Source organism: Parapedobacter lycopersici (assembly GCF_024643285.1).
In the GTDB taxonomy this organism is placed as follows: Bacteria; Bacteroidota; Bacteroidia; order Sphingobacteriales; family Sphingobacteriaceae; genus Parapedobacter; species Parapedobacter lycopersici.
In genome coordinates this window covers 332,419-356,144 of record NZ_JAMSLW010000002.1, presented here as the reverse complement: position 1 = coordinate 356,144, position 23,726 = coordinate 332,419, and the positions used below count along the sequence as shown (strand labels likewise).

Genomic DNA, 23,726 nt, shown 5'->3' with positions numbered 1-23,726 from the left:
GAAAATGGTTTTAGCAAGTGTAACCTTATTTCGGTTCAACCAAAAACAGCGGCTGATCGTATTCCACCGGCTGGGCGTCGTCAACCAGCACCTTCACAATTCTTCCGGAAACTTCCGATTCAATTTCATTGAAGAGCTTCATGGCTTCGATAATGCAAACGACTTTACCTACGCTGATGTCATCGCCAACATTGGCAAATGTCGGTTTATCCGGTCCGGCTGCACGGTAAAATGTGCCGATCATCGGTGATTTGATGGTAACGTAATTGGACAGATCTTCCTTTACCGGGGTATTGTCTGCCTGTGCTGCCGGCTCCGAAACGGGGGCAGCAACCTGCTGCGGCAGGGCAGCAGCAGTGGGGATGGTAGCCGTCACATACGTCGGCTCTTTGTTTGTTTTTATTGTAATCTTGAAATCCTTCTCTTCGATAGCTACTTCATTGACGCCTGACTTGGCGACAAATTTGATCAGATCTTGAATCTGTTTGATGTCCATACTCATTATTCAGCAGGTTTGATAATAACTCAAAAATATTAATCTAATCCGTTATTCAACAATAAATACCGGATTTATTTTCCATTGCAATGGGCTTTGCGGGAGGTATTGGGTCCTCCCCGTTTACCCTGGTCAGGCTCCGTAGGCCCATTTCAGGTAAACCGCTCCCCAGGTGAACCCCCCGCCGAATGCGGCCAGGATGAGGGTATCCCCCTTTTTAAGCTGATTTTCCCATTCCCACAGGCAGAGTGGTATAGTGCCTGCCGTGGTATTGCCATAACGCTGGATATTGACCATCACTTTGTCTTCATCCAGTCCCATGCGTTCGGCTGTTGCATCGATGATGCGCTTATTGGCCTGGTGCGGCACCAGCCAGGTGACGTCATCGGCGGTAAGGCGGTTGCGTTCCATGATTTCCGCGGCCACATCAGCCATGTTGGTTACGGCGAACTTAAATACCGTGCGGCCTTCCTGGTAAGCGTAGTGCATACCGGCGTCGACCGTTTCATGCGACGCGGGATGGAGAGACCCGCCGGCTTTGATGTTAAGGTAGGGGCAGCCCGATCCATCGCTCTTAAGGATGGAGTCCATTACGCCGAGTTCTTCGGTGTTCGGTTCCAGCAGCACTGCACCGCACCCGTCACCGAAGATGATGCAGGTTGTACGGTCCTTATAGTTGATGATAGACGACATTTTGTCGCCACCCACCACGAGTACTTTTTTGTGCATGCCCGATTCAATGAACTGGGCACCGGTGGTTAATCCGTAAATAAACCCCGAGCACGCGGCCTGCAGATCAAATCCCCAGGCATTAACGGCGCCTATTTTATCAGCCAGGATATTGGCCGTCGAAGGAAAGGGCATGTCCGGCGTACAGGTGCAGAAAACGATCAGGTCAATTTCTTCGGCACCGATGCCCCTTTTTTCCAGCAACCCCTTTACTGCGGGTACCGCCATGTCGGATGTAGCCTTGCCCTCACCTTTCAGTATCCGGCGTTCTTTGATGCCGGTACGGGTTGTAATCCATTCGTCGTTGGTGTCGACCATGGTTTCCAGTTCCTGGTTGGTGAGGATATAGTCAGGCACATACCCGTTTACAGCCGTAATGGCAGCGTGAATTTTTGACATAGTTTTAGTTGAAAGCGGATTTGATTTTTTCAATAATCTCGGACTCAATCATGTTTTTGGAGAGCAAAACCATGTTTTTGATAGCTTCCGGACTGGAAATCCCGTGTCCGATGATAACAGGAGCATTTACCCCCAGTACCGGGCTTCCGCCGTATTGTTCATAATTGAACCGATCGAAAAAAGAATCACTGAATCCTTTTTTCCGGGTCAGCATATAAAACGATTCCGCCAGCTTAAGCACCACGTTGCCCGCAAATCCGTCGCAGACCACCACGTCGGCTTTATCGCTGAACAGTTCGCGGCTTTCTACATTACCAATAAAATTGATGCGTTTATTGTCTTTCATCAGGGGGTACGCCCCCAGTGTAAGCATATTCCCCTTTTCCTCTTCTTCGCCGATGTTGAGCAATCCTACGGCAGGCGACTGGATACCATACACATGCTCGGCAAACAAGCTGCCCAGCAGTCCGAACTGCGGAAGCATTTCAGGCTTACAGTCGGCATTAGCCCCAACATCCAGCAGGATACCGAACCCCTGTTTAATCTTGGGGACATTCGTGGCAATGGCCGGCCGGAGAACGCCGGGAATGGTTTTGACACTGAACACAGCACCTACCAGCATGGCGCCGGTATTTCCGGCGGAAGCAAAGGAGTCAATCGCACCCTCTTTGAGCAGCTGGAATCCCACGCTGATGCTTGAATTTGGTTTTTGGGCGATGGCTTTGGTAGGGTGTTCATTCATCCCGATCTGGTCGGGCGCATGAACGTATTCAAAAAAAGCAGGATTTCCCCCTGCTTGTTCGATGTGTTGTTTAGCAATCTGCTCGTCGCCGATGAGCACGAGCTGTTGTCCGTCGGCTAATTGTTTTGATGCCAGGATGGCTCCCTGTATTGTTGCTTCCGGCGCAAAGTCACCACCCAATATATCTAAACCGATCTTCATCCGTTATTGTTTTTCAATCCAATAATACGCAAAAACACCCCAAAGTAACGCATAAAAAATTAGTTACACGTTATGGGATGTTCAATTTTTTGAAAGATCAACTTAGGCGCTGGTGGTGTTTTCGATAATCAGTTTGCCGTTGTAATACAGGTTACCATCTACCAAATATGCACGATGGGGAAGGTGCACTGCACCGGTCTCCTTACAAGTGGTCAAGCTGGGACGTTCCGCTTTATAATGTGTTCTTCTTTTGTCTCTCCGTGATTTGGATGTCTTACGTTTTGGATGTGCCATCTCGTATTGTTATTTAATTGTATTTTATATGCTTCAATGCCTCCCAACGGGGGTCTGTTTGTTTACTAGTTTCTTCTTCCTGGTTTTGATTTGTTGCCAGGCCGTCCAATTTGGCCAGCGCCTCGGGGTCACATGTTATGTTGTCGCCCTGCTCGCTGCACTTGCTGTAGTGCGGTACGGATACGTTGATGAATTCGTACAGCAGCCCCGCAATATCCAGTTCATGCTCATGTTTGGAAAGCACGATGATCTCATCCGTGTTTTCCGACAGGTCCTCGTCCGTAAATTTAACGATAACCCGCTCCTGAATATCGGTCTTCGCCGGAAAATCAGCCAGGCACACATCACATTGCAGGGAAACCGTCCCGGTGATGTGAAACTGCAGGACCATCATGTTCTCCTGTTTGAGTAGGTTAACCTGTACCCGGAGATTACCGTCTTTTACGATCGAGTATTCATAACAATCAAAGAACGCGCGGTCAATGTCAAACTCAAAATCGTGTGAGCCCAACGCCAGCCCCGAAAAGGGGATCCGATATTTTTTCAGGTACTTCACTATCCCACAATTGAGCCTGCAAAGGTAAATATAAAATAGGAGATATAAAACTTTTTTTAAAGCATGTATATCGCTGCGTAAAAGGACAGCCGGTTCGTCCGGTTGGAATCACCGACAGGTGCATAAACGCCCTGTCGCACGGCGGCGTAAAGCAAAACCGGTTATTACGCCGCGGGGATTTTATTCTTCCCCGTAATATTGTTTGCCAAGCTCAATGCGCTCCCGGCCGTTTTCGAGCCGCCAATGGTTGGTGTCGCGCAGCGAATAGGCGCATCCGCAATATTCCTGCATGTAAAATTTCTCGCGCTTGCTGATGTCAAGCATCCGTGAGGAACCTCCCTTTTTGCGCCAGTTGTAGGTCCAGTAACTGATGCCCGGATAATGCGCAGCAGCCCGTAATCCGCAATCGTTAATCTGGTCGAAATTTTTCCAGCGGGAAATCCCAAGCGAACTGGTGATCACCGGAAAGCCGTTTTCATGGGCGTAAAGTGCCGTACGCTCAAAGCGCATGTCAAAGCACATCGTGCAACGGACACCACGTTCAGGTTCATGTTCCATCCCCTTGGCGCGGGCGTACCAGTTATCCGCATCGTAGTCCGCATCCACAAACGGGATGTTGTATTTTTCGGCAAACCGGATATTTTCTTCCTTGCGCAGGTCGTATTCCTTGCGGGGGTGGATGTTCGGGTTGTAAAAATAAATGGTAAAATCAATTTCCGATGCAATCAGCGCCTCCATTACTTCGCCGGAACAGGGGGCACAGCAGGAGTGGAGCAACAGTTTTTTCTCGCCGTTGGGCAGCTCCAGTTTTTCTCGGGTAAATGCGGTATCAGTCATCTTGATCTTTCCTTGTTTCACCCTGCAATATTACTGAAAATATTGCAACGTAGAATCTCCGGGTTTGGTGAATTCGTACAGGAGGCTTTTCGCCTCCCATGCGGCATCTTGGGCAACACAGAGAAATTGTACCCTGCACGATGGCGCCCGATCATCCCATTTGCGGTTTTTGGGTACTTGCATATCAAAGGAGGTTTGGCTAAGTTTGCAAAAATACCTTTGCATGAAGAAATCGATTGGTTTTCTGCTGGTGATGCTTACCGTGCTGGCGATTTTCGGCGGATGTATGCGCAACGATGACGAGCCGGTGCTGCCGCAGCGGCCAATATCCCGCCTGTATGTGTCCTTTGAGAATTACCAACCCGACGAAACGCTGGAGCCGTTTAAGAACCTGAGTATCATAGACCCGGCGGATACAACGGAAATGGAGGTGTCGATCGATTACGATGCCAGTGTAAAGGGTGGCAGGGGCGTGCATTTTAACCCCTTTGCCGGACGGGTTTTCCAGGCGTCGGCGCAGGATACCATCATTCGCATCATGACGGTGAGCGACTTAGGTATCCCGCAGGGGTCGGGTAATATCGGCTTTCGGGAGCTGACGGCCATGCGCGGCCTTTGGTACCATAACACCTCGCAGTACCTGTACGTTGTCAACAACGTGAATCCGACCTCGATTTATGCCTTTTTCCAGCCGCTGAACCGGAACGGCTACGCCAGGCCCAGCAAAGTATTCCGGCTGGGGGACATGCGCCCGTGGGGCCTTGCCATGTGGAAAGACAGCCTGCTGGTAGCCCGCACCGGCCAGAACGGAGGCGTGTCCATGTATGGCAATCTTTCGAAGACAGACTCCCTCGTAGCGGATTTTTCACCGCTTTCCACGCTGACGGTGGAAGGTTCTGCCAGTATCCGGGGTATTGCATTTTCCGAGGAACTTGACCTGCTGGTCTTGGCGGATTACGGTGCATCGGGCACGGACGGCGGAATTTATGTGATTGAAAACGCCAAGGCACTGCTATCAGAACCTTCGGCAACAGTGACACCCACCCGGGTGCTCAGGGGAACCCGCACCGGGTTGATCTCTCCTGTTGACGTGGCCATCGATCCACGGGAAGGTAAACAATCGATCTATGTTGCCGATGCCGGCGGGAATGGGGCCGTGCTGCGTTTCAACTTGGACGACAGCGGCAACGTGGCACCCAATGCGGTGGTCGACGGATTCTCCCAAAACCGCACACCCGCAGGGCTGTTTCTGGATGCCCGTGGTCAGGGCGCTGCCGCCAACGGATCAGCTGACGGAACTAACTAACCAGCTGCCCATCCAGTAATTCAATGATCCGGTTGCCGTATTCGGCATTCTTTTCGGAGTGCGTCACCTGAATGATGGTTACCCCGTCTTCTTCATTAAGCTGCTTAAACAGCTCCATAATGCTTTCACCCTGCTTGGAGTTGAGGTTGCCGGTAGGCTCATCTGCGAGCAGTAATTTGGGCTTGATGGCCAGTGCCCGGGCAATGCCCACCAGCTGCTGCTGGCCGCCGGACAGCTGGGTCGGGAACAGGTCCTTTTTACCCACGATGCCAAAACGGTCGAGCATTTCAGCCACGATGGCTTTTCGTTCACTGCTTTTGAAGTTTTTATAGATCAATGGCGTTTCAATATTTTCGTATACGGTGAGTTCGTCAATGAGGTGATAAGCCTGAAACACGAAGCCAATGTGTTGTTTATATAGCGCGGATCGCTGCTTTTCCTTTAGGCCGAGCACATTTTCGTCCAGGAAGATATATTCGCCTTCATCGGGCTCGTCAAGTAGCCCCAGGATGTGAAGCAAGGTGGATTTGCCAGAACCCGATGGGCCCATAATAGATACAAACTCGCCTGCGGCGATGCGCAGGTTAATGTCTTTGAGTACGAAGGCCCGGTTTCCCCCAACCTTGTACCATTTGAAGATGTTTTTTAATTCGATCATGTTGTTTTATTTGGTATCGGCTATTTTTAATCCGATAATCGGAAGTCTGTCATCCATCCCAGATTACTCATCACGTAAAGGATCTCATTATTCGCTTATTCGTCGCGTAAAGACTCGACCGGATTCATTCTCGCTGCGCGTATCGTCTGCAGGCTGACAATCAGCATCGTGATCAGCAGTGCGCCACCCATGGCGACGGCAAATACCCACCAGGGAATGGTCGCCCGGTATTCGTAATTCTGCAGCCAGTCCTCCAGGAAATAATAAGCTACCGGACTTGCAACGAGACAAGAAATCAGTACGAGTATAACGAAATTTGTGGAAAGCAACCGCCACAATTGGAAGATACTGGCCCCTACGACCTTCCGTATCCCGATTTCCTTGGTGCGCTGCTCCGCTACGAAAGAGGCGAGCCCGAAAATACCCAGGCAGCTGATCACGATAGCTAATGTGGCAAAGAACGTGGCCAGCTTGCCAATGCGCTCCTCCTGTGCGAATTTGGCCGCATAGCCTTCATCCACAAACTGGTACTCAAACGGCGCATTGGGGATTACTTCCCTGAACGTCTGCTCGATCAGTGCGAGGCATTCGGCTGTACTTTTCCGCGCATTGAGTTTCAGGTTTATCCAATTTACCATGCCGTAATTCATGAAATAGAAGGTTTGCTTCACCGGTTGGAAGGGGGAGTCCATGATCAGGTCATTGACGACCCCGATGATATGATAGTCCCCACCGCCCAGATCACCAGCTGTGATGGTCATGCCTACGGGGTCTGCAACACCCATGTATTTTGCTGCAGCCTCGTTGATAATCACGGCTGTGGAATCCGTGCCGAATTCCCTGGAAAAGTCGCGTCCTTCCCTGATCTGCCAGTCTACAGTTTTCCCGAATTCATGTGTCACCCAGATCGTTGCAACATCGGTTTGCAGTGCCGGATCTTTCCCCGGCCAGGTGAACCCGCCTTGATTAGACCAGACGGCAGTCATCGGGCTGGAAGATTCCGACAGTTCCTCAATGGCCCCCTTTTCTTTAAGCTGGCTGCGTAAGACATCGAATTTTCCATAGAAATCCGATGTTTTCATTTCGACCATCATCAACCGGTCACGGTTATATCCCACCGGCCGGTCTTTGGTGTGCTGGATTTGCCGGAAAACCACAATGGTGCCAATGATGAGGGCCACGGACACCGAAAACTGAACCACTACCAGTATTTTGCGGGGTAGCCCCGCCATCCAACCGATACGGAAGGTGCCCTTGAGTACCGTCAGCGGGTTAAACGACGAGAGATAAAAGGCGGGATAGCTCCCGGCAATGATTCCCGTAAACAGCGAAAACACGATGCCGGCCACCCAGAACCATCCATTCGTCCAGAGAATTTCCAGCTTTTTCCCAGCCACCCCGTTAAACCAGGGGAGTAGCACGAATACAAGCAAAATAGCAAATAGAAAAGCCATGCAGGCAGTTAACACCGATTCACTTAAAAATTGGAGGATCAATTGCTGCCGGGGCGATCCGACGGTTTTCCGGATACCCACCTCTTTTGCCCGTTTCTCGGAACGGGCGGTGCTCAGGTTCATGAAATTGATGCAGGCCAGCAACAGCACAAATACACCAATGACGCTGAATAGCCGGACGTATTTGATGGAGCCGCCCCGCTCACCGGGATACCGCATAATCCCTTCGCTTTTCAAATGCCAGTCTTTCATCGGTTGAATGGCAATCAGGGGATTGAGTTTCTTCCGCTCCTCATCAACACGATTGCGTTTAACGTCGACGATGCTGCGGTTTACGGTTTCGAGGGTTACCCCATTCCTTAATTGGACAAAGAGCTGGAATGAATTGTTATCCCAGTTTGACCGCTGATTAAGAATCCAGCTTTCAGACGTAACGTATAATGCCCAAGGCGCGATAAACCTGATGTTGGCGAATGAAGTGTTATCAGGTAAATCTTGGTAAACAGCTGTTACCGTAACACTGAGCTGCTGGTTGATTTTCAGCACCTTTTCCAATGGATTTTCATCGCCGAATATCGCTTTAGCAGTCGACTCGGCCAGCATGATGCTGTTGGGATTTGCCAGGCCATCGATGCTCCCCTCGACAATTGCTAAGGAAAGCATCCGGGGTGCTTCGGCATCCATGAAAATGCCATGTTCCGAAATAAGCTTGTCTGCCTGTGAGAGCACATGTTCGCCGGGCCAGGAAGCCATGGTTACGTATTGGAAATAATCCCCGTATTGGGTTTTCAGTTCTTCACCCAAAGGAAACGGTACGGCAACATTTCGATACTGCTCACCGCTGAACGTCTGCGTTTGCACTACCTGACCAATGCGGTCGTAGTTTTCGTGGTATTTGTCAAAGGATAATTCATCCCACACCCACAGGGCAATAAGGATGAAGACCGCCATGCCAAGCGCCAGTCCGACGATATTGATGATAGCCGACTTTTTGTTTTTTGCCAGGTTCCTCCAGGCAATTTTGAAATAGGTTTTGATCATGTTTTAAACCCTTAATGTTAGCCCTGCCGTCAGCCCCGTTCGGTGATGCCCTTCCCGTAAAGTCAGCCCGTTTTTTTGCCAACCACTTCAAAAGACGACACCGGATTCGCACCGTTGCATCGACCGAAAGTGGATTACATGAACTGCACCAAAAATATAAATAACTTATAATGAGTGTATTTTATTTTTATAGTGAAAAATAAGCGTTCATTTTCGAACACCCGTTGTCCGTTGGGGAACAGTGTCCATGACCCTCACGCGACCTGTCTTGCTGCTTAAAGCGAATTTATCTAAGTTTGCGCCTCAAATAAATGAACCTGTATCATGAATGCGAAATTAAACGAGAGAAGTGGTGGGAAATGCGAATTATGCGGGTCGGCCGCGGACATTGCGACCTATCATGTGCTTCCCGACCGTTATTCCGATAATGAAGTAGCCATTTGCCAGTCGTGTCGAATGCAGATCGACAACAATACCCCGATGGTAGACCATTACTGGCATTTTTTGTCGGAAACCATGTGGAGCGAAGTACCGGCCATACAGGTACTGGCATGGCGCATGCTTAACCGGTTACGCAATGAAAGCTGGGCAGCCGATAACCTGGATATGCTTTACCTTGACGATGAAACGCTGGCCTGGGCAAAGGCCGGGGGAGATCCCGACGAGCAGCCCGGAGCAGTTGTGCATAAAGACAGCCATGGCAATGTGCTGCAAAACGGCGATTCCGTGGTGATTACCAAAACCCTGGATGTGAAAGGCAGCTCCATTAATGCTAAGCTGGGCACCGTAGTCAAAAACATCCGTTTGGTAGAAGACAATCCCGAGCAGGTGGAAGGACGGGTGGAAGGGCAGCTGATCGTGATCTTGACGAAATACCTTAAAAGGCAGAATTAACCGCGGCATCGCAAAAGGATAGCGGTTCAACGCTGTTCGGGTACCGGTGCAGCAGGCTTCGATACGGCTTCGACCCTGCTTCGGGATTTATTCGGGACCTCTTCGGGAATCTTCCGAAGGTCTTCGGAACGCAACGGATTGCACTGCGAAGAGCCCCGAAGCGCGGTCGAAGCGGAGTCGAAGCCGTGTCGAACAAGTCCCGAAGCAAGGTCGAACAACAGTCGAACACGCCTCGAAGCCGACTCGAAGAACTCCCGAACATTACCCGAAAGACTTCCAATGGCTGCCCGAAGGGCAGGCTGGTGACCTTTAGTCTGCCGGTTCTGACGTTTGTATTTTCCCATTCTGATATGCTGGATGACATTTCCCGGGGGGCATGAAACAGAACCGTGAGTGGAAATGACTAATAAAATTACAAAAAGATGTTTAAACAATTAAATTGAATTGCCGATTTTTGCAGAAATTTTAATCATCAGAAAACACAATGAAGCATTTTAACACATTACTTTTTGTAGGGGCTGCATGTTTTGCCCTTTCCTGCAACAACCCCGGTGCAGACAAAGCGACTACCGATTCCAAGCAAGCCGTTGCAGAAGGACAGGGCGCTACGTATGCACTTAACCTGGACAGCAGCAACGTAAACTGGAAGGCTTACCATAAAGGCGGGTTTGCACCACGGTGGGGCACACTCAACATCCAATCCGGCGAACTGACGGTTGACGGTGACCAGGTTACTGCCGGAACATTTACCATTGATGTGAATTCCCTATGGGTAGACCCTGCTTCAGTAACGGAAGCCGATAAGAAGGTGGAGGACCTGCAGGCCCATTTAAAAAGCGCTGACTTCTTCCATGCGGAAGCACACCCTACGGCTATTTTTGAGGTTACATCCATTGCCGATTTAGCCGGTACAGCAGCAAGCAGTGCGGTGGAGGGAGCAAACAAAACCGTTAGTGGTAACCTGACACTGTTGGATAGCACCATCAATATTTCTTTCCCTGCCCGGATTGCAGTAGAAAATAATGTCGCATCCGTTTCTGCCAAATTCACGGTAGATCGTACGGCATGGGGACTTAAATTCGGTACTGCCGAGGCGGATCCTGCCGATTGGATTGTAGCGAAGGATTTTGAGGTAGGTGTTGATATTGCCGCTGCCCCGGTAAACTGATCATCGTTAATTTTATTAATATCGTATGCCATCCCGGATTTCCGGGGTGGCTTTTTTTTATGATAACCGGTACGCTGCCGATGGCATCTTGCAGTAGCTACTCATCCCGTAAAGATTCGACCGGGTTGGCCGTGGCCGCTTTGACCGCTTGCCAACCAACGGTCAGTAGGGCAATGGCCAGCGTCATTACGCCTGCCGATACCGCTATCCAAAGCTGTGTTTCGATGCGATAAGCGAACGTTTCCAGCCACGTGTTCATGATCCACCATGCAATGGGTGTTGCCACAAGGAACGCAATCAGCACCAGCTTGACAAACGTGGAGGAGAGCATACCCACCACTTGGCTTACCGATGCGCCGAGCACTTTCCGTATTCCAATTTCTTTTGTGCGCTGACTGGTCATAAATGTAGCCAACCCGAATAATCCCAGGCAAGCCACAAAGATGGTCAGTCCGGCGAATATACCCAGGATATCCCCTGTTTTCATTTCCATCCGGTAGGTGTTGGTGATGCGGTCATCCAGAAAAGAATAGCTAAGCGGTATATCGGGGTTGAAGGCACTATACCGCCCTTCAAGCGTGTGAAGAAAGCCTTCGGTGTCACCGGCCTTAATCTTAACGATGAGGTTGCCAGAACCTGCATTCATCATCATAACCAGCGGTGTAATCGGCTCATGCAGCGACTTAAAATGGAAATCCTTTACTACGCCGATGACCCTTAGCGCTTTATTTTCCTGACTTGCCAGCGCCTGCCCCAGCGCATTGTCTTTCCAGCCAAATGCTACGGCTGCCGCTTCGTTGATAATAACGGCTGCTGAATCGGTGCCGTATTCCGGTGAAAAATTACGGCCGGCCTTCAGTTCGATCCCAAGTGTCTGGAGATAGTGGTCGTCCACGTCGTACCGTAAGGTTTTCACCCCATCCGAAGGATTCCCGAAAGGATGAACAAAAAAATTATTGTTGCCCGAAGCTCCCGCGGGCACATAGGAGGAGCTGGTTACATTAATCACCCGCGCATCCTGCAGCAGCTGCTGCTTAAACGCTGCCTCGTTGGCACCCAACGGCCACGTCTGGAGGACCAATACCTGCTCCTTATCATATCCCAGCTTTTTATGCTGGATGTATTGCAGCTGCCGGTATACGACCATCGTACAGAAAATGAGCACGATGGAAATAAAAAACTGAAACACCACCAGGCCGCTGCGCAGGCCAATGGCTTTATTATCGGGTGTCAGCTTTCCTTTCAATACGGCTACCGGTTTAAAGGCCGATAGGAAAAAAGCAGGATAACTGCCCGATAGGATGCCGACAACCAGGCCAAGCAGCAGCAACGCGGAAAGTACCCAGCCATTGCCCAGAAAATCCAGCGTGAATGTTTCCTCCAAAAGCTGGTTGAAGAGGGGCAGTGCAGCAACCACAATACCTATGGCCAGTAGGAGGCTGATAAAAACAATCAGGATGGATTCGGTGAGGAACTGATAGGCCAGTACCCGCCGGCCAGAGCCCAGCACCTTACGTACACCCACCTCCCTGGCTCTTTTGGATGCCCCGGCGGTAGCAAGGTTCATGAAATTGATGCCGGCAATTAACAGCATAAACAGGGCAACGGCGCCAAAGATATAGACATACCGGATATCACCCGGCGCACTGAGGTCGTACGCGAAATCCGAATGCAGGTGGATATCGGTAAGCGGCTGCAGCCGGAGGCCGATTTCATTGCCGGCTTTGCGGTAGTCGGTATAACTCATGCCGAACGCTTCGGGGAACTGCGGGCTGATGTATTTTTCAAACACGGCTGGCAGTTTGGCTTCGAGCGTTTTGTAATCATAGCCGGGACGCAGTACGAGGTAAGTGAAAAACTCAGATTCCATCCACGAGGTGGAATTGGCATTCGGAAATGAAGCCATGGATGCGAACAGGTCGAAATGGAAGTGTGAATTCCGGGGTATGTTTTTGATGACGCCGGTTACTTTAAGTGGCATTTCGTCGTCCCTGATACGGATCTCCTGTCCGACCGCATCTTCCTTTCCGAAGTATTTTTTCGCCACCCGCTCGGTGATCACGACGCTGTAAGGTTCGGTTAACGCTGTTTTCGGGTCGCCATGGAGCATGGGCAGTGTAAAGACATCGAAAATATTGGCGTCGGCAAAGGCGGTTTCTTCCTCGTAAAACAGCTTATCATCCACTTCAAAAAATGGCTTGCCCGCGCGGCGGATCCGGGTTGCTTCCTCAACTTCGGGATATTCCGCCTTCAGTGCCTGGGCCACGGGAGGCATGACATGGGCCTCATTGATGGCACCACCACGGACCGTCCCCTTAAACACGACGCGCACAATGCGGTCCGCTTTTTCGTTGAAGCGGTCGTAACTCAATTCGTCTATTACAAATAGGCTGATGAGGAGGCATGTTGCCAGACCGATAGCCAGTCCCACAATGTTGATTACGGAAAAAACACGCTGCCTGATCAGGTTCCGCCAAGCGGTTTTGAAGTAGTTTTTTAACATGATTATCTGTTCTATCGGCGGTTAACGCTTGTTTTTGCCCATTTAAGACTTGCTACAAGTTAAATAGACGCAGGAAAGGAGGTGACTGTTTCTTATCGAAATAATATTTCCGGTAACAATACTTGGCCTGTGGCAATGCAGACCCCTCTTTTCCTGCGATCCCAACTATTAACACATTATTTATTTAACCTGTCTCTTTAGTGATAGAAATTGTGCCAATGTATTAACTTATTGATAATCAATATTTTTTGACGGAATTATAATATGTCATCTGTTCGTATATGAACAGCAACTGTTCGGTTACGGGCAGGGGGGCTTACTGCCCATCCCGCAGCGAGTCTAACAGTTATGCGACTTACTCGTCGCGCAACGACTCGACCGGGTTGGCCATGGCCGCTTTGATGGCCTGAGAACTCACCGTGGCCAGCGCCAACAGCAATGCCCCAACACCTGCTAAGGCGAATACCTCCCAACCCATTGAAATCCGGTAATCGAACGTTTGGAGGAATTTATCCATCCCCCAATAAGCTATGGGAAACGCCACCAGGCAGGCAATCAATACCAGTAAAATAAACTCCCGGGACAGCAGCCTGGTAATTGACAACACCGATGCACCCAGCACCTTGCGTACGCCGATTTCCTTGGTCCTGTTTTCGGCCATATAGGCTGCTAACCCGAATAGCCCGAGGCAGGAAATGAAAACGGTGAGAAAGGCAAATAGCCCGGCCAATGTACCTGTCCGCTTCGTTTCGGCGAACTTTTCGGCATAAGCCTGGTCCACGAATGTATATTCAAATGGATAGTCGGGGTTATAGCGCTTAAACACATCCGCTGTCCTGCGTATTGCCTCGGCTGTACCGAGTGTAGGGCTAAGCTTAATGTGCAGCACATTGAAAAATCCACCCGCGCCCTCAATGACCAACGGGGCAACCGGGCTGAAGGGGGAGCCCATGATAAAATCTTTCACCACACCTACCACGTGCCAATCCTTACCATTATCCTGGATCACCTGGCCAACAGGACGCTCAAATCCCATGGCCTTTACCGCAGTTTCGTTCAGCAGCACACCCGAAGAATCTGTTTGGTATTGGGAGGGGTCAAAGTCCCGGCCTTCAATTAAGGAAAGACCAAATGTGCGCACCGGGTGTTCATCGGCAAAAAGGCGGTCGAACATCGTCCGGTCATCCGCCTGTTTGCCCGGCCATCCAATTCCCCAGGTGCTGCTCCAACCCTCTGTAATCGGCGAAAGACTGCGGGTTACTGACTCCGCTATGCCTTCATTTAACAAAGCTTGTTTAATCAATTGGCTGTTTTTTGCTATTTGTCCCTGCTCCAGCAAATAGACGACCTGACTTTGGTCATATCCCTGATCGCGGGACTGCCCATGCTGGATCTGGCGATGAATCACAATTGTGCCCACAATAAGCGCAATTGCAATAGCAAATTGGACTACGACGAGTACTTTGCGGGGATTGAAAGCCGTGTGCATTTTTCTGAACGTGCCTTTCAGTACGGTTGTAGGATTGAATGCCGATAAGAAGAATGCCGGATAGCTGCCTGCCAGTATGCCCGTCAGGAGAATGAACCCAATCATTGCCAGCCAAAAGCCGCCGTTCGTAAAATCAATCGCCAGTTGTCGCTCCACGAGGGTATTAAAGGCCGGTAACGCCATCAGCACCATAGCGATGGCGAATAATCCGGAAATGGCCGCGATCAGAATCGATTCGCTTAGGAATTGCCCGATAAGGGATTGCCGGTATGCCCCTGCCATTTTGCGGATACCTACCTCGCGGGCGCGTTTTTCACTCCGTGCCGTGCTGAGGTTCGTGAAATTGATGCAGGCAATAAGCAGGATGAACCCGGCGATGACCGCAAACAGGCTGACCATCTCAATCCGACCTCCGGCAATATGTCCATTTTCGAACGTAGATCGGAGCCACCAGTCGGGCAACGCATGCAGGAATACGTCGGTCTGCTGCGTACCATTGCTGTGCCTGATGGTAATGTCTCGTATTTTAGCATTGACGGCATCGATGGAAGCCTTAGGAGCCAGTTCGACGTAATTCGTGACGGAATTATTGCCCCAATAATTATCTGTGTATCCGATCTGTTCAAAATAACTCCAGGGAATCAAGTATTCGATGCCACGGAAACGGGAGTTGTCGGGGATATCGGCCATTATGCCGGTTATTGTTGCCAGATCAGCGGTGTCCAGCTTGACGGTTTCGCCAATCACATCGGTACGGCCGAAGAGCCGATTGGCCAGCGAGGCACTGATGACGAGATCGTTTGGGTTCCGGAGCGCGGATGTGCGATCCCCAGCCAAAAGATCAATGCTGAACATGGACAGGAATGTGGAATCTATGATGGCGCCCTTGGGCATCAGCTTCTTCTCATCGACGGTAAGGAGCACAGAGTTTCCCAGATCGTAATGCCTACTTGTACGTGTGATTTCAGGGAATTCGTTTTTGAGTGCCGGTCCGAGCGGCTGCGGCGTGGCAAACCAGGTAGAAATTGTACCGTTGATATTTGCCTGGTTTCCGGCCATATATAATCGATCGCGTTTACTGTGAAACATGTCAAAGCTTAACTCGTGCTGTACCCACAGTAAAATGAGTAACGCTGCCGCCATACCGATAGCCAGTCCGCCGATGTTGAGCGCGGAGTATCCTTTGTTTTTTCCTAAGTTTCGCCAGGCAATTTTTATGTAGTTTCGTAACATTATCTGTTTGTTTTTGCGTTACTGTATCCCAGTAAATCGAGCGGATTTTAGCGTTTTTTTAATTTATTTATTTTGTGGTCGTCTTCAGCATTCATTACTCATCCCGTAGTGAGTCGACTGGATTGGCTACTGCGGCTTTTATGGTCTGGAAACTAACTGTTAGCAATGCGATGACCACTGCTGCCAATCCGGCCACGACAAATATCCACCATTCCACGTCAATACGGTAAGCAAAGCCCTGTAGCCACCGGTTCATCGCCCACCAGGCAATAGGTGAGGCGATGACCAGGGCGAGCAATACTAATTTGACAAAATCTTTTGAAAGCAGCTGTAAAATGCCGCTTACTGATGCGCCAAGTACTTTACGGATGCCGATCTCCTTGGTGCGCAAGCCCACGGCCTGTACAATCAGACCGAATATGCCCAACGCCGCCAATAACATGGTGAGCCCACTGAACAGGCTGAATAATGTCCGTAATTTTTCCTCTGTTTCATATTGTGCGGCCAGCGTTTCTTTAACGAGTTTCATGTCCAGCAGCTTTTCGGGATATAGCTGATTCCAAATATCCCCGATGGCACGCATGACCCGCTGCTCGGTGCCCGGTCTGGCCCGGATCAGCATTGCCCCAGACTTCGGGTCTCGATACCCCAGGATGACCGTGGGTTCGGTTGCCCGGTGCAAAGACAGGCTGTTAAATTCCTCCACAATACCAACCGGCAGAATCCGTGCGTCTGCAAGGGGTTGGTTTAGCTCCGACACGCCCAACAGGTGGGCCGTACTGGCTGTCATGATGCCTGGCCGTATCGCCTTTGCTTCAGCTTCGAGGTCATTGGCGTCAATGGCATCTGCTGTACGATCGGTTTGTAGGTAACGACCCTCCTTCAGCCGTAATCCGAGTGTTTCAGCAAGGTTGGGATCACCGGCAATAAACCACACTTCGATTTTTTTATTCGGATCGTTCGGATCAGTGACATTCCGGGTCATATAACCTGCTCCCTGTGTGGGTAGCCAGCTGCTGAAACTTACGGATAAAATATCCGGATGCTTTTGCAGTTCCGTTTGGATCACGTCGGTTTTACCATCCCATGTAACATGGTTGATGCTGATTAATCCGTCGGCCTGATAGCCCACGTCCTTGTTCTTCATAAAGTGTATCTGCCGCTGTACGACCAGCATGGCAACCAACACGATAATTGAAATACTGAACTGCGCCACAACCAGGCTTTTCCTTAGCCATCCTTGATTGGTATTTCCATAAGTTATGAGCTTGTTGATGCTTCCCGCGGCTTTGAATCCGGAAATGAACCACGCGGGATATAAGCCGGCGAATAAGCATATGCAAAGTAAGAAGCCTGCTGTTCCCAATATATACGTCCAGCTGACACCAAGGGTGATGGCCAACGGGTGACCGATATACTGTTCCACGAACGGAATACAGCCGTAATATACGCATATAGCAATGCATCCCGCGATTCCAAAAGTAAGCAGGGCTTCGAGGAGAAACTGTGCAATAAGTTGTCGTCTGGATGCCCCCAGTATCTTTCGCATGCCCGTTTCTTTCAGGCGGCTGCTCACCCTGGCGATACTCAGGTTAATAAAATTAATACATGCAATCAATAATAGGAGCAAGGCAACTACGGAAAAGATATAGCTATGCCGGATGTTGCCTTTGATGATTTGATAAGCCGGCACATCTTCACTATGCAGGTATACATCCCCAATTGGCTGAAGTTCGAATTGGGTAACGTCCTGTTCTTCCATCTGTGCTTGGTACCATCGGTTTATTTTTTCTTCAAACCCCCGGCGGTCTGTGCCCGGGCGCAAAAGTATATAATGCCGTACGAATACTCCCCAATCTCCTTTGTTCAGTGCTTCTTCCTGCCGGTCCTGTAATAACACCACGTCACTCCGTAAATGGGTGTTTGCGGGAAGGTCTTTCATTACGCCGGCAATCAGGTATTCATTTGCTTTCTCTGAATAGTTCGGCACATCGTATATTCGCTTGCCCACCGGATCCATATTTGGAAAGTACGTTTCCTTGAAAGTTTCTGACACGATGATTTTTTGTATCACCCCATCGGGCGTGAGGTTTTGATGATGAAGCAGATTAATGTCTAATAGGTACTGGACAGCACTGTCTGCGTGCAGTATGTTTAATTTGATCGGGATAGGGTCTTCTTTATTTATTTTGAGGTTTATGGGTTGTAGGTAGAGCGTCCCATATTCTTCAACCTCCGAAAAATCCTGTTTTAAGGCAGGTGCTACGCCAGCATACACTGCACCGTTTTTTCGTGTAAATGATGACCCTTCAGGACTAACAGACACCATTCGGTAGAGGTTTTCCGAACGGCTCCACTGCTTGTCGTACGACCACTCGTCTAATACTACGGTAGACATTAGCAAGCAGGCAGTGACCCCCAATACAAGCCCGGATATATTAATTAACGTGTACAGTTTCCCGGCACGTAGACTACGGATGGCAGTTTTTACGGAGTGTAGCATGTTGTGAGTCTTGTTGGCCCGTGAGTCACAATCATTTATTGAACCAAAGTAATAAACTGTTTTTAATCAATGAGTTATTCGGTGATATATTGTGGAAGCTGTCCGATATCGGACAGCTTCTGTTCGAAAGCGGGCAATAGCACCTCAATGATTTTATATCGCTGAGCGATAAGCATGCAACCAGCTGTAAATGGCTCAAATGAAGCTTACTCTGACCGCAGTGATTTCACTGGATTAACCACTGCTGCTTTAAGCGATTGCATCACGACCGTAAATAGTGCGACAACCACAACAAGTGATGCCGCAGCAACAAAGTACGTCCATTGTAGATCGATCCGAAATGCAAAGTTTTGAAGCCAACCGGACATGAGTAGGTAGCTGATTGGTAAACCAATGCAAATGGCAATCAGCAGAAGCGTTAAGAACCCTTTTGATAATAACCAAACGACACCGGGTACACTCAGTCCCAGGACTTTTCGGACGGCTATTTCCCTGAATCTCGCCTCCGCGGAAAATGCAGCTAACCCGAAAAGACCGAGGCAGGAAATAACGATCGCCAGCCCGGCGAAGTAGCGCGCTAATACAGAGATCCGCTGTTCTCCGGCATATAGTGCTTTATAGTCCTGATCTAAAAAATCGTAATCAAACGTTAAACCGGGATTGAATTTCTCATAAAGGTCGGCTAAACGCTGGAGTGCTTCTTGTTGTCTGTCGTTCTCAATTTTCACGAAAAAAGTTGTCGCCCCGGTTGTATCCAATCGAATTTGAGCGGGCATTATGGCCTCATGAAGTGATTGAAAGTGAAAGTTGTTGACAACGCCAATTATTTCAATGTCATTTCGCCCACCACTGATGATTGTGCCGACAGCTTCCTTAAGGCCCATGGTGTTGACAGCGGCTTCATTTAGAATAACTTGGGTGTTGCCTCGACTAAAATCCCTGGAAAATGATCGGCCTTCCTTAACCTTTATCCCCAACGTCTCAATCAGTCCGTAATTTACACCGAATGATTGTGTGGGGATTTGCTTGCCGTTCCAAGCAATACTACCTTTGGATGAGAAATCACTGACAATAAAATTTCCGATCATATTCGAAGCATCCAATACACCGGGTAAATTCCGTATTTCATTGAGGAAGGCCTCGGAGACAGCGCCCGATTCAAAATGAACGACATTGTCTTTATTGACCCCAAGGTGCTTGTTCTGAATATAATTCAACTGTTGATGGAGTACGAAAACAGATGCAATTAATATAATCGAGAGTACAAACTGAAATATTACCAGCCCCTGCCTTGTAAATAATTCTCCTTTGCCTTTGCTGATCTTCCCTGTCAATACAGTTACAGGTTTAAAATTCGATAGATATAACGCGGGATAACTGCCGGATAAGAAGCCGGTAGCCAAAGTAATAGCTAAAATTGTCAGTAAAAAGTCGGTGTTAAAATGGAAGCTTAGCGTTTTCTGTGTAATCTGGTTAAATTGTGGTAACAGAGCGAATGTAATAACGAATGCAATGAATAATGCCAAGATGCTTATGGCAAGTGCTTCCAGTAAAAATTGGGCGATAATGATTCCTCTTTTTACACCCATCGCTTTTTTTATTCCAATTTCTTTAACTCTTTTTGACGCTTTGGCAGTGGTAAGATTCATGAAATTTATAGACGAAATGACCAGGACAAAAAAAGCGATAAGTGAAAAAATCCGCACATATTCAATTCTTCCCCCTGCGACCTTTCCATTTTCATATTTACTGTATAGGTAATTATCAGCGTACGGTTTAAGGAAGTAAGCGGTGCTGTTATTATCGCTTTTATTGGCAATGTAAGTATTAAGCTTCTGCTCAAATGAATGAACATCCACTCCTTCTTTAACCGCTAAATAGGTATTAAAAGGTTCAGGATTCCAGCTTGGCTCCATATCCATGATAGCCAAAAAATCGGAGAAGGGTAAAACGAAGTCGAAATGTTCGGAACTGTTTGCCGGAATATCCTCAAACATACCGGTTACTACACATTGTCGTTGGATACCGGCGACCTCCCAAGTAACGGTTTTGCCAACAATACGCGATGTGGAGCCAAACAGATTCATCGCCTGGCTTTTGGACAACACGATAGCATGTTGATTCGTCAGTACTTGTTGACTATTCCCCTCGATAAGTTTATAGGAGAAAATCCGGAAGAAATCCGTGCCGGCGAATTTTCCTATGGCTTTTACCTGCCGGTCATCAATGGACAGGCTAAATGCAGGGAAAAACTGCGGCGGCGTAACGGTGGCCGCGTATTCAACTGCCGGCATGTCTGAGGCCAGGGTTTCGGACAGTGAATGTGGGGTGTCCTTTTTTGTTTCAATACCGTTTTCCCTAGCCGTATTACTCATGACCTGATAAATCCTGTCGACACGCTCATGGTATTTATCAAAGCTTAGTTCATCGGCTACCCATAGGTAAATCATCAGCACGCAGGCTAAGCCACACGAGAGACCGATAAGATTGATGATAAATGTACCGCTGTACCGTTTTAAGTTTCGATAGATGAGGAGTAAAGTATGGTTTAGCATGGCTATTGTTTATTTTAGATATGCCGGTTTGATTTCATTTAACTGTGCGTGACCGTTACTCATCCCGCAATGCGATTACCGGGTTTGCCCGAGCAGCCCGTATCGCCAGCAAGCCAATGGTGAGTATGGCAATTAATACCGCGCTGATTCCTGTAAGCAGAAACATCCACCACTGGATCTGAATGCGGTAAGCAAAATTGACAAGCCATTGATGCATAACAACCCAGGCGAGCGGAACAGCCAGAAGGAACGCAATTGCTACCAGCCGGATATACTCATGGGTGAGCAATATAATTACCTGAAAAACGGATGCACCCAGTACTTTCCGGACACCCACTTCTTTGGTGCGCTGCAGGGTGTTGAAAGATACCAATCCCAAAAGACCCAAACAGGAAATAAAAATGGAGCAGCCGGCAAACGTGACAAATAATTTGCCGAAACGTTCTTCTGCCTGATACTGGGCGTCAAAGGTTTCATCTGTAAAGGAATAAATCAACGGAAGGCCTGGTGCGATGTCGTGCCATTTCTGCTCGATCGCTTCGAGGGTGGCGGGAATATTGCCCGGTGAAATGGAAAGCGTTAAAAACGTAAAAAAGCCAGGGGCGATCTGCATGGCAAGGGGCTGGATTTCTTCACGCATAGACTGGAAATGGAAGTTCTTTACCACGCCAATGATTTCGCCGGTGCTGCCCAGCTGACTGAATCGTTTGCCAATAATATCCTGAGGATTACTGTAGCCCAGCTGCTTGACGTAGGCTTCATTTACCAGCATGCGTGTACGAATATCATCGGAAACTGCTGCTGAAAACCCGCGCCCAGCTACGACCTGGATGCCGTATTGATGCAAGAAATCGCTGTCGATAAAGTAAGCATCGGACTGTATTTCTTCCATTGTGCCGTTGCTGCCCTCAATAGATGTCGGGAATTCCCGGTTGGGCTTGCCGGGGATATACGCGGAAAAGCTTGCAGCGGTTACACCCGGTATTTCAGTAAGCAACTGCTTAACATGCTCCTGATGGTTTCTGATCCGTGTATCGTAGTGAAAATCAATAGCTATGTTGTGGGCTTTTTCAAAGCCCAGCTGTGTATTACGCATGAAATGAACCTGCCGGTAAATGACAAGGGTGGCTACCGTTAAGAGTGTGTAAATGACAAACTGTGTAATGACAAGGCTGCGCCGCAATACCATACCATGGTTGCTGCCGGAGAATTTTCCTTTTAATGTGGTGATGGGTTTGAACCGGGACAGGAAAATTGCTGGATAAATGCCAGCAAGTACTCCGGTAGAAAGGGCAATGGCCAACGCATAAGGAAGATAGGCCAGATAAGTTGAAAAATTGTTGATGATGGCTTTGCCGGCCAATTCATTAAACCATGGGATCGCAATAGCAGACAGGGCGACCGAGGCCAGGAAACCCAGGGTGGAAAGCACCAGCGCATCCATAAAAAACTGTGTCGCCAGCTGCCGAGTAGTAGCACCCATAACTTGCCTGACGCCGATTTCTTTTGCTCTTTTTATGGAAAGTGCCGTGGTTAAATTGATGTAATTGAAACAGGCAATACACAACACGAAAAAAGCTACAAAAGCGAAAATATAAATGTTGGTATAATTACCGGAAACGGTGGTTCCTGCCTTATTGCCCCGGGTGCTGCCGTGATGGTATAGGTCCTTTAAAGGTTCTATCACAAAACTGTACTGCTGCTGGTCGGTCAACGGGAGCGAGTGGGCAAAGGCATTAAGCTTTTTTTGGAACGGTGCTATTGCCATGTTATCTTTGAGCAACACATAGGTGAGAAAACCAAACTGCTGCCAGTTTTCCTGCCGGTTCCTGTTAGCAGGGAAGGAAAACAAAGACGATACAGACAGCAGCATATCGGTTTGAATATGTGAATTGGATGGAATGTCTTTCATTATGCCGGTAACGGTGGCAGTAACCGTTCCGCTGAGCAGCAGCGTCTGGTTCAGGCAGTCTGTCGTGCCAAAGTACTTAATGGCGGCGGTCTCAGAAATGACGAGGTTAAAAGGGGCGTCGAAAACGGTGGACTTATTACCCCTTAACAGGGGAAAGGAAAATACATCGAACACTGCGGAATCAGCATAGAAAAGGGTTTCTTCACCGAAATTCTCCTGACCTTTGGAAATGATGAAATAGTCGAGGTATAGACGGGCAGCATTTTCTACTTCGGGAAAATGCTGCAGGAGCGCCCCCGCCAATGGGGCTGCACTGGTTTCTTGCGTTGTGCCCGAGGTATATTCAATGTCAGTACTGACCCGATAAATACGCTCACCATTGGTATGGAACCGGTCGTAACTTAATTCAAACCGTATGTAAAAGAAGGTGAGGTAAACGATACAAAGCGCTATTGCCAGGCCGCAAAGATTAATGATCGAAAAACCCTTATTTTCGGACAGGTATCGAAACGTAGTTTTGAGATAGTGGCTTATCATAATATAGGGTCGCAAGATCAGACATCATATTTCCCCCAGTTATTACGCCAAAGTAATAAACCTTTTTTAATCAGCAGCTTATTAGGGGATATATTGCAAAAACTGTCCGATATCGGACATCTTCTGTTCGGAAGCGGGCACGCTCATCGATTATTTCTCTCCTATTTTGTCACAAAACGACCATCCTCCGGTCTACGGTCTACAGCACACATATAACAC

17 protein-coding genes are annotated in these 23,726 nt (G+C 48.8%); 3 read left to right on the top strand and 14 right to left on the bottom strand.

Features of this window, described 5'->3' with window-relative positions:
• Positions 1 to 25: 25 nt before the first annotated feature.
• From accB to NEV57_RS05615, 6 genes are all read right to left on the bottom strand, one after another.
• Complete coding sequence (accB, locus tag NEV57_RS05640) at positions 26 to 502, bottom strand: acetyl-CoA carboxylase biotin carboxyl carrier protein (protein ID WP_257657324.1); 477 nt, start codon at positions 500 to 502, stop codon at positions 26 to 28.
• Between the two features lie 126 nt (positions 503 to 628).
• A complete protein-coding gene (locus tag NEV57_RS05635) occupies positions 629 to 1,624 on the bottom strand; it encodes a beta-ketoacyl-ACP synthase III (protein WP_257657323.1) in 996 nt (331 codons plus the stop codon).
• Positions 1,625 to 1,628: 4 nt separating this feature from the next.
• Complete coding sequence (plsX, locus tag NEV57_RS05630; RefSeq protein WP_257657322.1) at positions 1,629 to 2,567, bottom strand: phosphate acyltransferase PlsX; 939 nt, start codon at positions 2,565 to 2,567, stop codon at positions 1,629 to 1,631.
• A gap of 102 nt (positions 2,568 to 2,669) precedes the next feature.
• Positions 2,670 to 2,861 (bottom strand): 50S ribosomal protein L32, encoded by a 192-nt coding sequence (rpmF, locus tag NEV57_RS05625; RefSeq protein ID WP_257657321.1) that lies wholly within the window; start codon positions 2,859 to 2,861, stop codon positions 2,670 to 2,672.
• Between the two features lie 13 nt (positions 2,862 to 2,874).
• Positions 2,875 to 3,417 (bottom strand): YceD family protein, encoded by a 543-nt coding sequence (locus NEV57_RS05620; RefSeq protein WP_257657320.1) that lies wholly within the window; start codon positions 3,415 to 3,417, stop codon positions 2,875 to 2,877.
• A 180-nt stretch (positions 3,418 to 3,597) separates the two neighbouring features.
• Positions 3,598 to 4,254 carry an epoxyqueuosine reductase QueH gene (locus NEV57_RS05615; RefSeq protein ID WP_257657319.1) on the bottom strand — a complete coding sequence of 219 codons (657 nt, stop codon included), beginning with the start codon at positions 4,252 to 4,254 and terminating at the stop codon, positions 3,598 to 3,600.
• A gap of 223 nt (positions 4,255 to 4,477) precedes the next feature.
• Here NEV57_RS05615 and NEV57_RS05610 point away from each other — a divergent pair, with 223 nt between their 5' ends.
• Positions 4,478 to 5,560 carry an NHL repeat-containing protein gene (locus tag NEV57_RS05610; RefSeq protein WP_257657318.1) on the top strand — a complete coding sequence of 361 codons (1,083 nt, stop codon included), beginning with the start codon at positions 4,478 to 4,480 and terminating at the stop codon, positions 5,558 to 5,560.
• Here NEV57_RS05610 and NEV57_RS05605 read toward each other — a convergent pair.
• Together NEV57_RS05605 and NEV57_RS05600 are read right to left on the bottom strand one after the other, a co-directional pair.
• Positions 5,553 to 6,218 (bottom strand): ABC transporter ATP-binding protein, encoded by a 666-nt coding sequence (locus NEV57_RS05605; RefSeq protein ID WP_257657317.1) that lies wholly within the window; start codon positions 6,216 to 6,218, stop codon positions 5,553 to 5,555. The two genes, NEV57_RS05610 and NEV57_RS05605, sit on opposite strands and share 8 nt — an antisense overlap.
• A 95-nt stretch (positions 6,219 to 6,313) precedes the next feature.
• Entirely contained in the window at positions 6,314 to 8,713 is a 2,400-nt protein-coding gene (locus NEV57_RS05600) for an ABC transporter permease (protein WP_257657316.1), read from the bottom strand.
• 324 nt (positions 8,714 to 9,037) lie between these two features.
• Here NEV57_RS05600 and NEV57_RS05595 point away from each other — a divergent pair, with 324 nt between their 5' ends.
• Complete coding sequence (locus NEV57_RS05595; RefSeq protein WP_257657315.1) at positions 9,038 to 9,607, top strand: PhnA domain-containing protein; 570 nt, start codon at positions 9,038 to 9,040, stop codon at positions 9,605 to 9,607.
• A 26-nt stretch (positions 9,608 to 9,633) separates the two neighbouring features.
• Here the strand turns inward: NEV57_RS05595 and NEV57_RS05590 are convergent, their stop codons facing one another.
• On the bottom strand, positions 9,634 to 9,951 hold the full coding sequence (locus tag NEV57_RS05590) for a hypothetical protein (RefSeq protein WP_257657314.1): 318 nt from the start codon (positions 9,949 to 9,951) through the stop codon (positions 9,634 to 9,636).
• Between the two features lie 140 nt (positions 9,952 to 10,091).
• Here NEV57_RS05590 and NEV57_RS05585 point away from each other — a divergent pair, with 140 nt between their 5' ends.
• Positions 10,092 to 10,775 carry a YceI family protein gene (locus tag NEV57_RS05585; protein WP_257657313.1) on the top strand — a complete coding sequence of 228 codons (684 nt, stop codon included), beginning with the start codon at positions 10,092 to 10,094 and terminating at the stop codon, positions 10,773 to 10,775.
• A gap of 97 nt (positions 10,776 to 10,872) precedes the next feature.
• Here the strand turns inward: NEV57_RS05585 and NEV57_RS05580 are convergent, their stop codons facing one another.
• The 5 genes from NEV57_RS05580 to NEV57_RS05560 all read right to left on the bottom strand — a co-directional run bounded on the left by NEV57_RS05580 (position 10,873) and on the right by NEV57_RS05560 (position 23,507).
• Positions 10,873 to 13,278 carry an ABC transporter permease gene (locus tag NEV57_RS05580; protein WP_257657312.1) on the bottom strand — a complete coding sequence of 802 codons (2,406 nt, stop codon included), beginning with the start codon at positions 13,276 to 13,278 and terminating at the stop codon, positions 10,873 to 10,875.
• A 355-nt stretch (positions 13,279 to 13,633) separates the two neighbouring features.
• Positions 13,634 to 16,000, bottom strand: a complete 2,367-nt coding sequence (locus NEV57_RS05575) for an ABC transporter permease (protein WP_257657311.1) — start codon at positions 15,998 to 16,000, stop codon at positions 13,634 to 13,636.
• A 94-nt stretch (positions 16,001 to 16,094) separates the two neighbouring features.
• Positions 16,095 to 18,503, bottom strand: coding sequence for an ABC transporter permease (locus tag NEV57_RS05570; RefSeq protein WP_257657310.1), 2,409 nt, complete (start codon positions 18,501 to 18,503; stop codon positions 16,095 to 16,097).
• Between the two features lie 206 nt (positions 18,504 to 18,709).
• A complete protein-coding gene (locus tag NEV57_RS05565; RefSeq protein WP_257657309.1) occupies positions 18,710 to 21,058 on the bottom strand; it encodes an ABC transporter permease in 2,349 nt (782 codons plus the stop codon).
• Between the two features lie 55 nt (positions 21,059 to 21,113).
• Positions 21,114 to 23,507, bottom strand: a complete 2,394-nt coding sequence (locus NEV57_RS05560; protein WP_257657308.1) for an ABC transporter permease — start codon at positions 23,505 to 23,507, stop codon at positions 21,114 to 21,116.
• Positions 23,508 to 23,726: the final 219 nt, after the last annotated feature.